13 protein-coding genes and 3 pseudogenes are annotated in these 13,698 nt (G+C 66.4%); 6 read left to right on the forward strand and 10 right to left on the reverse strand.

Annotated elements, in window-relative coordinates:
- Positions 1-126: pseudogene (locus tag F3J14_RS28895) on the reverse strand (formyltransferase family protein); the annotation flags it as partial.
- A 1-nt stretch (position 127) separates the two neighbouring features.
- On the opposite strand from F3J14_RS28895, the pseudogene F3J14_RS28900 reads away from it, so the two are divergent.
- Together F3J14_RS28900 and F3J14_RS28905 are read left to right on the forward strand one after the other, a co-directional pair.
- Positions 128-721 (forward strand): annotated as a pseudogene (locus F3J14_RS28900) (LysR family transcriptional regulator substrate-binding protein); the annotation flags it as partial.
- Between the two features lie 195 nt (positions 722-916).
- Positions 917-1,450, forward strand: coding sequence for a class IV adenylate cyclase (locus F3J14_RS28905; RefSeq protein WP_006751335.1), 534 nt, complete (start codon positions 917-919; stop codon positions 1,448-1,450).
- 54 nt (positions 1,451-1,504) lie between these two features.
- Here F3J14_RS28905 and F3J14_RS28910 read toward each other — a convergent pair whose 3' ends face one another.
- The gene (locus tag F3J14_RS28910; RefSeq protein WP_006408082.1) at positions 1,505-1,990 is read right to left on the reverse strand and encodes an Lrp/AsnC family transcriptional regulator; all 486 of its coding nucleotides are present in this window, start codon (positions 1,988-1,990) and stop codon (positions 1,505-1,507) included.
- Between the two features lie 106 nt (positions 1,991-2,096).
- Here F3J14_RS28910 and phhA point away from each other — a divergent pair, with 106 nt between their 5' ends.
- Both phhA and F3J14_RS28920 read left to right on the forward strand, forming a co-directional pair.
- Complete coding sequence (gene phhA / locus F3J14_RS28915) at positions 2,097-3,023, forward strand: phenylalanine 4-monooxygenase (protein ID WP_166725858.1); 927 nt, start codon at positions 2,097-2,099, stop codon at positions 3,021-3,023.
- Between the two features lie 117 nt (positions 3,024-3,140).
- On the forward strand, positions 3,141-3,506 hold the full coding sequence (locus F3J14_RS28920) for a 4a-hydroxytetrahydrobiopterin dehydratase (protein ID WP_282100759.1): 366 nt from the start codon (positions 3,141-3,143) through the stop codon (positions 3,504-3,506).
- A gap of 90 nt (positions 3,507-3,596) precedes the next feature.
- Here F3J14_RS28920 and F3J14_RS28925 read toward each other — a convergent pair whose 3' ends face one another.
- Positions 3,597-3,827 (reverse strand): DUF3717 domain-containing protein, encoded by a 231-nt coding sequence (locus tag F3J14_RS28925; protein ID WP_006751338.1) that lies wholly within the window; start codon positions 3,825-3,827, stop codon positions 3,597-3,599.
- Positions 3,828-3,949: 122 nt separating this feature from the next.
- On the opposite strand from F3J14_RS28925, the gene F3J14_RS28930 reads away from it, so the two are divergent.
- Both F3J14_RS28930 and F3J14_RS28935 read left to right on the forward strand, forming a co-directional pair.
- Positions 3,950-4,642, forward strand: coding sequence for a response regulator transcription factor (locus tag F3J14_RS28930; protein WP_006401494.1), 693 nt, complete (start codon positions 3,950-3,952; stop codon positions 4,640-4,642).
- 116 nt (positions 4,643-4,758) lie between these two features.
- Complete coding sequence (locus F3J14_RS28935; RefSeq protein ID WP_166725860.1) at positions 4,759-6,243, forward strand: sensor histidine kinase; 1,485 nt, start codon at positions 4,759-4,761, stop codon at positions 6,241-6,243.
- Between the two features lie 108 nt (positions 6,244-6,351).
- Here the strand turns inward: F3J14_RS28935 and F3J14_RS28940 are convergent, their stop codons facing one another.
- The 7 genes and pseudogenes from F3J14_RS28940 to F3J14_RS28970 form a co-directional block, all read right to left on the reverse strand.
- Positions 6,352-6,882 carry an SET domain-containing protein-lysine N-methyltransferase gene (locus F3J14_RS28940; RefSeq protein ID WP_166725861.1) on the reverse strand — a complete coding sequence of 177 codons (531 nt, stop codon included), beginning with the start codon at positions 6,880-6,882 and terminating at the stop codon, positions 6,352-6,354.
- Positions 6,883-7,062: 180 nt separating this feature from the next.
- Positions 7,063-8,175, reverse strand: coding sequence for an NADH:flavin oxidoreductase/NADH oxidase (locus F3J14_RS28945; protein ID WP_166725862.1), 1,113 nt, complete (start codon positions 8,173-8,175; stop codon positions 7,063-7,065).
- A gap of 209 nt (positions 8,176-8,384) precedes the next feature.
- The gene (locus tag F3J14_RS28950) at positions 8,385-9,095 is read right to left on the reverse strand and encodes a glutamine amidotransferase (RefSeq protein ID WP_006759203.1); all 711 of its coding nucleotides are present in this window, start codon (positions 9,093-9,095) and stop codon (positions 8,385-8,387) included.
- A gap of 28 nt (positions 9,096-9,123) precedes the next feature.
- Positions 9,124-9,762 carry a MarR family winged helix-turn-helix transcriptional regulator gene (locus tag F3J14_RS28955; protein ID WP_043173297.1) on the reverse strand — a complete coding sequence of 213 codons (639 nt, stop codon included), beginning with the start codon at positions 9,760-9,762 and terminating at the stop codon, positions 9,124-9,126.
- A 505-nt stretch (positions 9,763-10,267) separates the two neighbouring features.
- Positions 10,268-11,383, reverse strand: a complete 1,116-nt coding sequence (locus F3J14_RS28960; RefSeq protein ID WP_006751345.1) for a YbdK family carboxylate-amine ligase — start codon at positions 11,381-11,383, stop codon at positions 10,268-10,270.
- Positions 11,384-11,397: 14 nt separating this feature from the next.
- A complete protein-coding gene (locus F3J14_RS28965) occupies positions 11,398-12,612 on the reverse strand; it encodes a cation:proton antiporter (RefSeq protein WP_166725863.1) in 1,215 nt (404 codons plus the stop codon).
- A gap of 674 nt (positions 12,613-13,286) precedes the next feature.
- Positions 13,287-13,698: pseudogene (locus F3J14_RS28970) on the reverse strand (bifunctional tRNA (5-methylaminomethyl-2-thiouridine)(34)-methyltransferase MnmD/FAD-dependent 5-carboxymethylaminomethyl-2-thiouridine(34) oxidoreductase MnmC); the annotation flags it as partial.

Consider the following 13,698-nt stretch of genomic DNA (forward strand, 5'->3'; position numbering starts at 1 on the left):
GTGCGTGTGGATGCCCTTGAAGCTCGGCAGCAGCGACGGGTGGATGTTCAGCAGCCGGCCTTCATATCGTCTGACGAAATCGGGCGTCAGGATGCGCATGAAGCCGGCGAGCACGACGAGATCGGGCTTCCTGCGGCTCGGTGGCTTCCTGCGCGCGCTGGTCGAAACCCATCCGCAGATCGAGACGGCGCTGCGGCACGGGATGTCGGGCTGGGTACTCGAGCAGGTGCGTGCGCAGGCGCTCGACGTCGGCTACTACATCGGCCGGCCCGGCGAGGACGATCCGCGCGACGACACGCTGTTCCACACGGTCACGCTCACGCGTTTCCAGTATCGCGTGCTCGCGCCGGCCGGCTGGAAGGAGCGTGTCCAGCGCGCGCACGACTGGCGCGCGCTCGCCGCGCTGCCGTGGATCTGGACGCCGCCCGCGTCCGCCCATCACCGGCTGCTGTCGCGGCGCTTCGCGGAGGCCGGCGCGCAGCCGGTCAAGGTTGCCGAGGTCGATCAGGAGCAGTCGATGCTCGATCTCGTCAAATCCGGGATCGGCTTGACGCTCGCACGCGACTCGACCGCGCTGGCCGAAGCGCATGCGCATGCGCTGACGATCGTCGAACGCGTGACGGTGCCGACCGAACTGACGTTCGTGACGCTCGCCGAGCGGCGCGACGAACCGGCGATCGCGGCCGCGCTGCGGCTGATCGAGTCCCAATGGGCGATATGAGGGCTGCTGATGGCTATGCGGCCGATCGTGTACCGGGCTTCCGAGCCTGATCCGCCGCCTGATCCGCCGTAACGCCCGAATTGCCCGCCCCGCGTCGTGTCGCCGCGTCCCGGTGGCGCGTCACGCCAGCATCGCGGGCTTTTTGCTAGATTGTGCGTTCGCACACCGCGAGATCCCTGATTGGAGGAGACCCGCATGGCCCGCAACATCGAGATCAAAGCCCGCGCCCGTGAATTCGACCGGCTGCGCGAACAGGCGGCTACGCTCGCGACCGAAGCACCGCTTTTCTACCGCCAGCAGGATTTCTTCTACGACGTGCCGCGCGGCCGGCTGAAGCTGCGCCGCTTCGAGGACGGCACGCCCGCCGAACTGATCTTCTATCAGCGCGACGACCGCGACGGCCCGAAGGCGTCGTACTACACGCGCAGCCCGGTGACGAACCCGGACGCGATGCATTCGCTGCTCGCGACCGCGCTGACCACGCGCGGGATCGTGACGAAGGAACGGCACGTGTACCTCGTCGGCCGCACGCGGATTCACCTCGACCGCGTCGACGGCCTCGGCGATTTCATCGAACTGGAAGTGGTGCTCGGCCCCGACGACGACGAAGCCGGCGGCGAAGCCGAAGCGCATGACGTGTTCGCCAAGCTCGGCGTGGCCCAGGACGATCTCGTCGCGGTCGCGTACGTCGACCTGCTGAACGCCGACGCGCAATCCGAAGCGGCCTGATCCGGCCCTATCCGCGGCGGGATCCGGCACCCCGCCGCCGATCCGGCCGCCGCATCACGCGGCGCCGGGCGCCAGATGCGCGAGCGGCAGCGCGCCGTTGCGCTTGAAGGTCGTCAGCACGATGTTCGAGCGCACGCTGTCGACGCCCGGCACGCGCATCAGCTTCTTCATCACGAACTGCGACAGCGCGTTGAGATCCGGCGCGACGATCCGCAGCAGATAGTCGGCATCGCCGACTACCGCATGGCATTCGAGCACCTCGGGCAGCACGTCGATCTGCTGCTGGAACTGCTCGATGATCGAATCGCCGTGGTGCTTGAGCTTCAGGCTCGTGAACGCGGTAACGCCGAGCCCGAGCTTTTCGGGGCGCAACATCACGCGGTAGCCTTCGATCACGCCGGCCGCCTCGAGCCGCTGCAGCCGCCGGCCGATCTGCGACGGCGACAGCGGCACCTCCTCGCCGAGCTGCTGGTGCGTCGCGCGGCCGAAGCGCTGCAGCACGTCGAGAAGCGCGAGATCGAAGTGATCGAGTTCCAGCATGAGCATACTCCGCATTGATTCGTGTTTTGATGCGTGATTATCGCATCAACCAGCGAATTCACGCCATCTTTGCGCCCCTTCCGCACGTCGCCCGCTCTACACTTGCATGGTTCCCAACCACAGCGTACAGAGCCTGATCATGTCCACCGTCGTCACCGCGAAACTGCAGGAGCAGTTCGACGCGGGCCTCGAAACCCGCGCCGATTTCACCATCGACCAGCCGCTCGAACGCTACGGCCAGGTCGACCACGCGGTGTGGCAGCAGCTCTATGCGCGCCAGTCGGCGTTGCTGCGCGGACGCGCGTGCGATGCGTTCGTCGCCGGGCTCGGGAAGATCGACCTGCCGGCCGACCGCGTGCCGTCGTTCGCCGACGTGAACCGCCAGCTGAAGCGGGCAACCGGCTGGGAGATCGTCGCGGTGCCGGGCCTCGTGCCCGATCGCGTGTTCTTCGAACACCTCGCGAACCGGCGGTTTCCGGTCACCTGGTGGATGCGCCGCCCGGACCAGCTCGACTACCTGCAGGAACCCGACTGCTTCCACGACCTGTTCGGCCACGTGCCGCTCCTGATCGAGCCGGTGTTCGCCGACTACATGCAGGCCTACGGCCGCACCGCGCTCGCGGTCGCCGATGACGAAGCGGCGCTCGCGCGGCTTGCGCGCCTCTACTGGTACACGGTGGAATTCGGGCTGATCCGCGACCCGAACGGCACGAACGGGCTGTCGATCTACGGCGCCGGAATCGTGTCGAGCAAGGGCGAGAGCCTCTACAGCCTTGAAAGCGCGGCGCCGAACCGGCTCGGCTTCGACCTGGAGCGCGTGATGCGCACGCAGTACCGGATCGACACGTTCCAGACGACCTACTTCGTGATCGACGATTTCGCGCAGCTGTTCGCGCTCGCCGACGTCGACGGCCGGGCACTGGCCGACCGGCTGGCCGCGCTGCCGGAATTCCCGGCCGGCGCGGTGCTCGAGCGCGACCTCGTGCTGCATCGCGGCACGGGCGAAGGCTGGCCGGACGACGCGCGCGCGTAACGCGGCCGGCCACGCCGGAATGATTCGGGCGCCGGCGCCCGCCTCCAGATGCCCGTCGCCGGATGCCCGTCGCCGGATGGCCGTCCCACAACTATGAAACAATGACCGGTACCGGCTTTGCCGCATGGCTTTTGCCCGCGCGCGGGCGCCGTTAGTTACCGAACGAGGTGCACCATGATCCACAAGCTCACATCAGAAGAACGCAAGACCCGGCTCGAAGGCCTGCCGCACTGGACAGCCGTGCCGGGCCGCGACGCAATCCAGCGCAGCCTGCGCTTCGCCGATTTCAACGAGGCGTTCGGCTTCATGACGCGTATCGCGATCAAGGCGCAGGAAATGAACCACCATCCGGAATGGTTCAACGTGTACAACCGTGTCGATATCACGCTGTCGACCCACGACGCGCACGGCCTGACCGAGCGCGACATCTCGCTCGCGCAGTTCATCGACCACGTGTGTGCGCACACCCAGCCGGCCGCCTGAGACTTCCCCGCCGCCGCGCATCCTGCGACGCGCGGCGCGTCAACTTTTCATTTCGCTGAACGTTTTCTAGGATGTACTCAGCGAAAGCCTTCAGCTTTCCAAGCCATCCTTAAGGCGCACGTAAGTCTCATACGCTTTCCGCGCCTTGGGGTCCAAACCTTCCAGTTGCAGCGTGCCTTCGCGCTGTACAATCAGCAGCGCATACGGCTTGGAGAGCGCGCTGGCCTCTTCGCAGAGTTTGAGTTCGTCGCCGCTCGACGGCGAGCGGGCGCGCCAGAAATTGATCGCGGCTTCGAGGTCGTGGATCGAAATATCGGACATGATTGGATTTAATCGTTCGCTGGCCGCCATGCTTGATGTCAGGCGATGCGGCGCCCCTGTGGAAACGGCGTCGTGCTGTCCGCGTGCCTGAACCGCCAACCCATTGTACTTGAGCGAACTTCATGCGACTCCTTCTGATCGAAGACGACCGCCCCATCGCACGCGGTATCCAGAGCAGCCTCGAGCAGGCTGGCTTCACCGTCGACATGGTGCATGACGGCATCTTTGCCGAACAGGCGCTGGCACAAAACCGCCACGAACTCGTGATCCTCGACCTCGGCCTGCCGGGCATCGACGGCATGACGCTGCTCACGCGTTTCCGCCAGACCAACCGCCACACGCCCGTCATCGTGCTGACCGCGCGTGACGAACTGAACGACCGGATCCAGGGCCTGAACTCCGGCGCCGACGACTACATGCTCAAGCCGTTCGAGCCGGCCGAGCTCGAAGCGCGCATCCGCGCGGTGATGCGTCGCAGCGGCCCGCACAGCGACATGCCGCGTCCGGAAGTGTCGCTCGGCGGCGTCCGCCTGTCGGGCGTCGATCGTCGCATCTTCAACGACGACAAGCCGCTCGAACTGTCGCCGCGCGAGTTCGCGGTGCTCGAAATGCTGCTGCTGCGCCACGGCCGCGTCGTCAGCAAGGCCCAGCTGCAGGATCACCTCACGCATTTCGGCGGCGATCTCGGCGACACCGCGATCGAAGTCTACGTGCACCGCGTGCGCAAGAAGCTCGAGCAGTGCCGTGTCGAGATCGTCACGGTGCGCGGCTTCGGCTACCTGCTGCAGGAAATCCGCCAGACCGCGAGCGTCTGAGCGGCGCCGCATGCCGGCCGGCCCCGTGCCGCCGGCGCGCCGCCCTGCCCGCGTCGCCGTCCGGCGCACGACCGCGCCGCTCCCCGTGAGCGGCGCTTATCCATTTGCCCGTCGAAATGTCTTCTGATCCGGCTGTCACCACCAGCCTGCGCCGCTCGCTGCTCAGACGCCTCGCCGCGCCGCTGTCGATGCTCGCGCTGATGAGCGGCCTGATTGCCTACTGGCTCGCGTGGCAATACACGCAACACGTGATCGACCGCTCGCTCGCCGATCTCGCGACCGCCATCTCCAAACAGATCCAGATCGCCGGCCCCGACGCGCCGTTCACGGTGCCGCCGCTCGCGCAGGCCATGTTCTCCGATCCGGCCGAGGCGCTGATCTACCGGATCAGCGACGGCGAGGAGGAGCTCGCCGGCGATCCGAAGCTGCCGCTGCGCGGCATCAACGTGCGCCGCATGCATCACGCGTACGTATTCGAGGCCGAGTACGACAACCGCGCGGTGCGGGTCGCGCAGGTGCGCGTCGAGGAAGTCGACGGCGGCCGGCCGATGGTGGTCGAGGTCGCGCAGCCGGTGCGGCACCGCTACCGGATCGCCGCCGAATTCCTCGTCGCGATCATGATGCCGCTGCTGCTGTTGCTGCTGGCGGGCTGGGGCATCGTGTGGCGCGTCGTGAACCAGCAGCTCGGCCCGCTCACGCATCTCGCCGATTCGCTGAACCGGCAGACCCACACGTCGCTGGAGCCGGTCGACGAAACCGACGTGCCGCTCGAGATCCGGCCGCTGACGAGCGCGATGAACGCGCTGCTCGGCCGCCTGAAGACCGCGCTCGACGCGCAGCGCAAGTTCATCGCCGATGCCGCGCACCAGTTGCGCACGCCGCTCACCGCCGTGAAGCTGCATGCCGAGCAGGCCGCCGTCGCGCGCGACCCGCAGCAGACCTACACCGCGGTGCGCGAGCTGCGCGCGGCCGCCGACCGCGCGGTGCGGCTGTCGAACCAGTTGCTGTCGCTCGCGCGGGCGGAGCCGGGCGAACAGGCCGCGCGTTTCGTCGACGTCGACCTGGCCGCGATGGCATTCGAGACGGGTGCCGAGTGGGTACCGCGCGCGCTCGCGTCGCATGTCGACCTCGGCTTCCAGCGCAGCGACGAACCCGGCGACGACGAAACGCTGAACGTGCGCGGCAACCCCGTGCTGCTGCGCGAGGTGATCGCGAACCTGCTCGACAATGCGTTGAAATACGTGCCGCTCGCACGGCCGGACGGCGCGCGGATCACGGTAAACGTCGCGCGCGGCGCGCTCGAGGACGGCCAGCCGGCCGCCGAGATCGTCGTCGAGGACAACGGCCCGGGCGTGCCGGCCAATCAGCAGGCCGACCTGTTCAAGCGCTTTTTCCGCGGCGATGCGCAAAGCGGCAACGGCGTCGAGACGGGCGCCGGGCTCGGGCTCGCGATCGTGCACGACATCATCGCGATGCACGGCGGCACGGTGTCGTACGAAGATGCATCGGAAGGCGGTTCGCGCTTCGTGGTGCGCGTGCCGCTTGCCAAGCGTACCGAGAAGCCGGCGAGCGAAACGCCGGCCGCCGCGCCGACGCACTGAGTCGCGCGCGGTGCGCGCATCGGGAGGGCGGGAAGAACAGCCGCGCGGCACTTCGGCGCGCGGCGGTCGTCCGAGGAAGCCGCCGCGCGCGATGCGCGGCCGCCCCGGTCACTTCTTCTTTTTCTTGTCCTTCGCGGCAGACTCGGACTTGCCGTCTTTCTTGTCCTTCTTCTTTCTCTTCTTGCCGTCGTCGTCCGGTGTGGCGAGCAGCGTGCCGCGGCACGCGTCCGCGCCGCAATGGCACGCGTATTCGCGCTTGAGCTTCTTCGTCAGCTTCTCGTCGATCACGAGGCCATAGTCGTAGAACAGCTCTTCTTCCGGCCCGATGTCGCGCAGCGCGTGGATGAACACGCGGCCCTTCGTCTCCTCGGCCTCGCAGTTCGGCGCGCACGAATGGTTGATCCAGCGCGCGCTGTTGCCGTCGACCTTGCCGTCGATCACCCCGCCTTCTTCCAGTGCGAAGTAGAACGTATGGTTAGGCTCGCTCGGATCGTGCGGATGGCGACGCAGCGCTTCCTTCCACGAAATCCGCTCGCCCTTGTATTCCACTACGCGCTCGCCGGCCTTGATCGGCGCCACCGCGAACACGCCCTTGCCGTGTACTCCCGAGCGGCGCACCGCGATCCTGCGTGAACTCATCGAACAAATCCTTGTGAAGACGACTTGAATGGAAGACGGCCGCGCTCACGGCCCAGCGGCGCGCAAAACGAAAACGCGGCACCGGTGGGTGCCGCGTCGGGCCATGCGGCGGATCACCCGCATCCTACACGTTCAAGATTGCTTCGTTCAACATCGTGCGCAATATCGCGCGCATGACGCTCAACGCTGGCCGAATGCGATGTCGCCGAACAACGCCTTGTGCTCGCGCGGCTGCGAACGCCAGTACTGCGGCGGCGCCGACACCTGCGCGCCGAGCTCGGCGGCCGCATGCCACGGCCAGCGCGGGTCGTACAGCATCGCACGCGCCATCGCGACGAGATCAGCGTCGCCCGCCTCGATCAACCGGTTCGCATGCGCGGGATCGTTGATGAGGCCGACCGCGATCGTCGGCATCCCGACCGCGCGCTTCACGGCCTGCGCGAACGGCACCTGGTAACCGGGCGACAGCGGAATCTTCTGCAGCGGCGACACGCCGCCGGACGACACGTCGATCCAGTCGCAGCCACGCTGCTTCAGTTCGTGCGCGAACGCGATCGTGTCGTCGAGTTCCCAGCCGCCCTCGACCCAGTCGGTCGCCGACACGCGCACGCCGACCGGCCGGTCTTCCGGAAACGCCGCGCGCACGATCTCGAAGATCTCGAGCGGAAAGCGCATTCGGTTCTCGCGCGAGCCGCCGTATTCGTCGGTGCGCTGGTTCGAGATCGGCGACAGGAACTGGTGCAGCAGGTAGCCGTGCGCCGCATGCACTTCGATCGCGTCGATGCCGAGGCGCGCGGCACGCTTCGCGGCGGCGGCGAACGCGTCGCGGATCCGGTTCAGGCCGGCCGTGTCGAGTGCGAGCGGCGGCGTCTCGCCGTCCTTGTGCGGCAGCGCCGACGGCGCGTGCGGCAACCAGCCGCCATCGGCGACGGACACGAGCTGGCCGCCCTTCCACGGCACCTCGCTCGAGGCCTTGCGCCCTGCATGCGACAGCTGCATCGCGATGCGAACCGGCGAATGCTTGCGGATCGACGCCAGCACGGGCTTGAGCGCCGCTTCGGTCACGTCGTCCCACAGGCCGAGATCCCCGGCCGTGATGCGCCCGTCGGGTTCGACGGCGGTCGCTTCGATGCAGAGCAGGCCCGCGCCGGACAGCGCGAGATGGCCGAGATGAATCATGTGCCAGTCGGTCGCCTCGCCGCGCTCGGCCGAGTACTGGCACATCGGGGAAACCACGATCCGGTTCGGAAGGGTCACGCCGCGCAGCGTGAACGGAGAAAACAGCGCAGTCATGGGTGCCGCTCGCCAGGAAAGGGAAAGAGCACAGGAGCGTAGCATGCAGGCTCGAAGCCTGCTGGCGGCCGGTTCGGCAGTAAGCCGATGGTCAGGGACGGCCGGCGTGAAGCCGGCGGCGATGGCGATGCAATGCGCACGCGCGATGCCGCGGTGCGCGGGCCGGTGTTGCCGGCGGGCCGCTCACGCGCAGTGCCGCACGCTCGGCATCAAAGCCCGACGCTGTCGAGCCACTCCGCGAACATGCGTCGCGCGGCCGTCTCCAGCGCGGGACCGTGCTGCACGGTGTCGGCGCGCAGCTGGCACGCGTCGATGCCGGGCGTCGACGCGATTTCGCCGGCGTTACCGATCAGCCAGGGTTCGAAGCGGTCGGCGCGGATTTCAGGATGGCATTGCAGCGCCAGCACGTGCTGCCCCCACGCGAATGCCTGGTGGCGGCATGCGGGTGTCGACGCGAGATGGATGGCGCCGCCCGGCAGATCGAACGTATCGCCGTGCCAGTGCAGCATCGAAGTCGCCGCGCCGTCGAGATGGCGCATCGGCGACGCACGGCCCGCGTCGGTGAGCGTCAGCGGCGCCCAGCCGAGTTCCTTCTGCGCAGCCGGATAGACGCGCGCACCGAGCGCACGGGCGATGAACTGCGCACCCAGGCAGATGCCGAGGATCGGCAGTCCCGCGTCGATGCGCTGGCGCACGAGCGCCGCGAGCGGCGCGATCGACGGATACTGCGCATCGTCGTACACGCTGAGCGGGCCGCCGAGCATCACGAGCAGCGACGGCTGGAGCGCGTCGAGCACCTCGACGCGCGACGATCCGACGTCGACATAGCGCACTCGCCGCCCGCGCTCCCCGAGCACCTGCTCGAAGCTGCCGAGGTCCTCGAAATGCACGTGGCGAATCGCCACCACTTCAGCGTTCATCATCGGCCTCCCGGTCGATCGACGGACGTCAGCCGGCGAACACCTTCCAGGTCTTCTTCTGCGTCGCCGCGTCGCCTTCTTCGTGCACCGAACAGTCGAGACGCAGATCGCTGTCGGCCATCGACAGGTCGAGCGCCGCGCAGTAATGCACGGTCTTCTTCGACTGCTTGCCCGGCTGGAAATGCGCGCACGTCAGGCACATGCGCTGCGGCGGCGTCGCACCGGCAACCTGCAGCTCGCGCAGCGTCTTCAGCAGCGCGCGGTACAGCGCGCCCTGCTCGTCCGCGCCGAGCTTGCCGACTGCTTTCGTCAGGAATTCCGGCCATTGCAGCGCCTTCTTCGCCGCGGTACGGCCGCGGGCCGACAGGCGCACGGCGAGCGCGCGGCCATCGTCCAGTGCGCGACGCTTCTCGACGAGCCCCTTCGTTTCGAGCGTGCTGACCGCATCGCTGGTGGTCGCCGCGGTGAGTTGCGTCTCGCGCGCGATCTCGCCGAGCCGCATCGGGCCCTTGCGTTGCAGCAGCAGCACGAGGATCTCGCCCTGCGTCGGCGTGAGACCCGCGCCTTCCGCCCAATCCCATGCCTGGCTTCGCATGGCCGTACTCAATCGCAGCAAGCTGTGGGTCACACGTCCCGAAGCCTGATTCCCGTAAACGCCTTCGCTCATAGTCTTTTCGCTTTGCCGCCGCCCGGATTGCCGAGCAGCCGTAGTGTGGAGATCGAATGTCTATCTCAAAACAGACGCTCGCTGAGGAGCGTCGACACGGCCGTCGCGAGGCACACGCGGCGGTCGCGTTCGCGGCGACCGGTGAGACACACGTCGTTCCGGTGTCCGCAAAGCCGACATTCTAAGCGAGAGCGGAAAATCGCACAGCTAAGTTATCCCCTTCATTCTGTGGAAAATCACTGGATAACCGGACTTTTTCGTTGTGCCGGCAATCTCTGCCGGCCCCACGGCGCCACGCGCAAACATTTTCCTGTTCGGATCGGCCATCATGCCGACGGCACCAGTCCACCGGGTTATCCATCCCGCAGAGCGTTGACTTTGAAGCGGAATATTGAGTTATCCACAGATTTTCAGGACGACTGGCGACGCGCCGCGCGCGAATCGGCACTGAACGACGTTCAGTGAATCGCCGCGCGGTCGAGCCCGTAATCTGCAAAACATTTTTTCATTCACGCCAGCGCAGGCATTGCTGGCGAACCGTCTCGTTCAGCGATTTTTCCTGTTTGAAAACGGTTCTCAACCACGATGCGTCATTCACGCGCGCCTTCGCGAGCGCGCCGATCTCGTCGAGCGCCGCGCGCGAGCCGAGCGCGGCCGCATGCGGCGCGATCCGGTCGAGCGTGTCGAGGATGTCTTCCGCGATCGTGCGGCGCTCACCTGTCTGAGGATTGACGCAGGTGCCCTCGAGCCCGAAGCGGCACGCTTCGAAACGGTTGAACGTGTAGACGAGATAGTCGTCCTCCGACAGCTTCAGCGGCCGGTCGGTCAGCAGGTAGCGCGCGAGCGTCTGGATGTAGCACGCGATTGCGGCCGCGCGATCGACCGACAGCGGCGTGTCCATCACGCGCACCTCGATCGTCCCGTAGCCGGGCTTCGGCCGGATGTCCCAGTAGAAGTCCTTCATCGAGTTGACGACACCCGTGTTGACCATCTTCGTGAAGTACTCCTCGAAGCTGTCCCAGGTCAGCACGAATGGTGCGCGGCCCGACAGCGGGAACGCGAACACCGAGTTCAGGCGCGCCGAATGGAAACCGGTGTCAACGTTCTGCACGAACGGCGACGACGCGGACAGCGCGATGAAGTGCGGAATGAAGCGCGACATCGAGTGCAGCAGGAACAGCGCGCTGTCCGGATCGGGACAGCCGATGTGCACGTGCTGGCCAAACACGGTGAACTGCTTCGCGAGATAGCCGTACAGCTCGGAGATGTACTGGAAACGCGGCGCGTCGTAGATCTGCCGGTCGCTCCACTGCTGGAACGCGTGCGTGCCGCCGCCGCACAGCCCGACGTTGAGCTGGTCGGCCGCCTTCACGAGCACGTCGCGAATCGCATGCAGCTCGGACACTGCCTGCTCGTGCGAGTGGCAGATGCCGGTCGACAGCTCGATCATGCTCTCGGTGATTTCCGGCGTGATGTTGCCGGGGAAGGTCTCGCCCTGGATCAGGCGCATCAGGTCGGATGCAGCCTTGGTCAGGTCGTAGTTGTGCGTGTTGACGACCTGGATCTCCAGTTCGACGCCGAACGTGAACGGCTCGGAATTGACGAAGGTTTCGAGTGCCATGGCAGGTTCCGGAATCAGTTTCTGTCGCTGCGTTCGCTGACCGCCGACAGGCAGCGGTAGACGACGAACGGGCTGACGAGCTGCAGGATCACGATCGTGCACATCACGATCGCGCGCAGATGCGGGTCGAAATTAGGATAGAGCTGGTAGGTGTCGTCGACGAGCAGGTACGACAGCGCGGACATCGGTGTCAGCGCGATGCCGAGCGCGACGCCCTGCTTCATCCCGAGCCCGCTCGGCTTCGCGAACACGACGACGCCGGCCAGCTTGGCGACGAGTCGCGTGACGATCAGCACGATCGCGAGCAGGCCGCCGAGCGCGATGTCGCCCCACGTGAACGACGTGAGCGTGAGCACGAACAGGATCACCGTCAGCAGCCAGCCGGCCGTGCCGAAATGCTCGGGCCACAGCTGCGGACGCGCTTCGAGGTTCTTCACGATGATGCCGGCGAGCAGCAGCGTGAGCAGCGTCGACAGCTTCAGCGCCTGCGCAACCGCAATTGCGAGCATCACGAGGCCGAACAACGCGACGAACGAATGCTCGTCGCGCATCGTCGAGGTCATGTGGCGGAACAGGTAATTGCATGCGCGCGCGACCAGATACGCGACGATGAACGAACCGGCGATCAGGTAGACCGGTTGCAGGATCGTTGCGAAAACGTTCCCGTACGCTTCCTGGTGGAGCCAGCTCGTCACGAGCTTGGTCAGCACGATCGCGTAGACGCTGTTCAGCGCGGTCAGCGTGATGAGGCGCTGCGATACCTGCCCTTCCGCGCGCAGTTCGGTCTTCAGCTGGATCACCATCGACGGCGACGTCGCGATCGCGATCGCCGACAGCACGAGCGCGACCATGCCCGACACGCCGAGCGCGAGCATCACGAACAGCACGAGCACGAACGTCAGCGTCGCCTCCGCGAGGCTCGATGCGATGAGCCACGGATTGCGGCGGATCCATTTCAGGTCGAGACGGCTGCCGAGCTCGAACAGCAACAGGCCGAGCGCGACGTTGATCAGCAGCCGCGAGGTTTCGTCGGTGCTCGCGTCGATCACGCCGAATCCGAACGACCCGGCAACGAGACCGATCACCGCATAACCGGTGATGCGCGGCAGCCGCCATGCGCGATAGCACAGCTCGCCGCACAGGCCGGCCGCAAACAACGCGAGCCCGGCCCAGAACACGGCATCCGGCGCGAGCGGCCAGTTGGGCAGGAATGAGAACGCCGACTTCATCGTGGTGACTTCTCCTTTGGAAGCAACCGCCAGCGACGCGGGGTCAAGCGTCGGAAATGAGATGCGCGCCGGCTGGGTGTCGCCCCGAATGTGATTGTTGTGGTCGACGACGGCAGGACATGGGATCCGCCTCTTCCGCCATCAGGCGGAACTGTCGTTCAGGCTGCCGATCTGGATTGTCGGCCTGGTGTGTGAACGGACTGCGCGGTCTCGAAGACTCAGATTCGAAATCGTGCCGACCGTTCCATTGAAGCATGTCCGGCGCCAGGGCCGAACGAACGCGAAGGAAACCGATTGTGCCACAGCTTTTTCGCTCCGGAACCGATCGAATCGACTCGCGGCGCTGTGAGGCACCGCAGGTCTTTGGTTTCAAAGGTTTACTTGTATATATACATAGTAGAAGTTAACAAGGCGCCCACAGTTCTGTGGATAACTTCGGTTTACGCAACAAGATCAACAGGTTGGCGCTGCCACAACCCGTTGCACAGGCTGTTCGCTCACAGCGGTTTGGGTTGAGCAACTTTCGGGCGTTTCACAGCTGTGCCTAGTTGCCCAGTTTACGTCCACTGTGATTACACACGAAGTGCGCGCGGATTCCTCACGGTTATCCACAGCATCGCGTGGATAACTTTGCACAGAAAAATCGAAGCACTGTGAGGATCTGACAGACGAGATCAGCCGATCTGGCGGCCGCGCAGCGCGCGGATCAGGAACCGGGCCGGGTCGACGGCGTCGACGAGTTCGCGCTCGAGCGGCAGCGGCTCGCCTTCGAGTTGCGACGCGATCAGCTCGGCGCCGAGCGCCGCCCATACGAGGCCGCGGGAGCCGTAGCCGAATGCGCCGTAGAGGCCCGCGGCGCGCGGCAGGTCGCGCGCCTTCGCGCCGCTCAGCGCGCGGGCGTTCGCGACGGCCTGCGCTTCGTCGGCGAGCGGGCCGATCACCGGCACGCGGTCGGCGACGACCCAGCGAAACGCGACGCGCCCGCGCAGCGTATCGACGTCCGGCAGCTCGCCGATCAGGCCGGGCAGCAGATGCCGGACGCGCGCGAGGTTTTCGATATGTCCGGCGGTGCGCATCGTCCGATCG

This window comes from Burkholderia sp. Tr-862, assembly GCF_011753085.1.
GTDB lineage: Bacteria > Pseudomonadota > Gammaproteobacteria > Burkholderiales > Burkholderiaceae > Burkholderia > Burkholderia ambifaria.

Bases quoted from the DNA above. Each gene is read 5' to 3' on its own strand.
- F3J14_RS28905 (WP_006751335.1), top strand. From the start codon at position 917: ATGGCCCGCAACATCGAGATCAAAGCCCGCGCCCGTGAATTCGACCGG.
- F3J14_RS28910 (WP_006408082.1), bottom strand. From the start codon at position 1,990: ATGCTGGAACTCGATCACTTCGATCTCGCGCTTCTCGACGTGCTGCAG.
- phhA (WP_166725858.1), top strand. From the start codon at position 2,097: ATGGTTCCCAACCACAGCGTACAGAGCCTGATCATGTCCACCGTCGTC.
- F3J14_RS28925 (WP_006751338.1), bottom strand. From the start codon at position 3,827: ATGTCCGATATTTCGATCCACGACCTCGAAGCCGCGATCAATTTCTGG.
- F3J14_RS28930 (WP_006401494.1), top strand. From the start codon at position 3,950: ATGCGACTCCTTCTGATCGAAGACGACCGCCCCATCGCACGCGGTATC.
- F3J14_RS28935 (WP_166725860.1), top strand. From the start codon at position 4,759: ATGTCTTCTGATCCGGCTGTCACCACCAGCCTGCGCCGCTCGCTGCTC.
- F3J14_RS28940 (WP_166725861.1), bottom strand. From the start codon at position 6,882: ATGAGTTCACGCAGGATCGCGGTGCGCCGCTCGGGAGTACACGGCAAG.
- F3J14_RS28945 (WP_166725862.1), bottom strand. From the start codon at position 8,175: ATGACTGCGCTGTTTTCTCCGTTCACGCTGCGCGGCGTGACCCTTCCG.
- F3J14_RS28950 (WP_006759203.1), bottom strand. From the start codon at position 9,095: ATGAACGCTGAAGTGGTGGCGATTCGCCACGTGCATTTCGAGGACCTC.
- F3J14_RS28955 (WP_043173297.1), bottom strand. From the start codon at position 9,762: ATGAGCGAAGGCGTTTACGGGAATCAGGCTTCGGGACGTGTGACCCAC.
- F3J14_RS28960 (WP_006751345.1), bottom strand. From the start codon at position 11,383: ATGGCACTCGAAACCTTCGTCAATTCCGAGCCGTTCACGTTCGGCGTC.
- F3J14_RS28965 (WP_166725863.1), bottom strand. From the start codon at position 12,612: ATGAAGTCGGCGTTCTCATTCCTGCCCAACTGGCCGCTCGCGCCGGAT.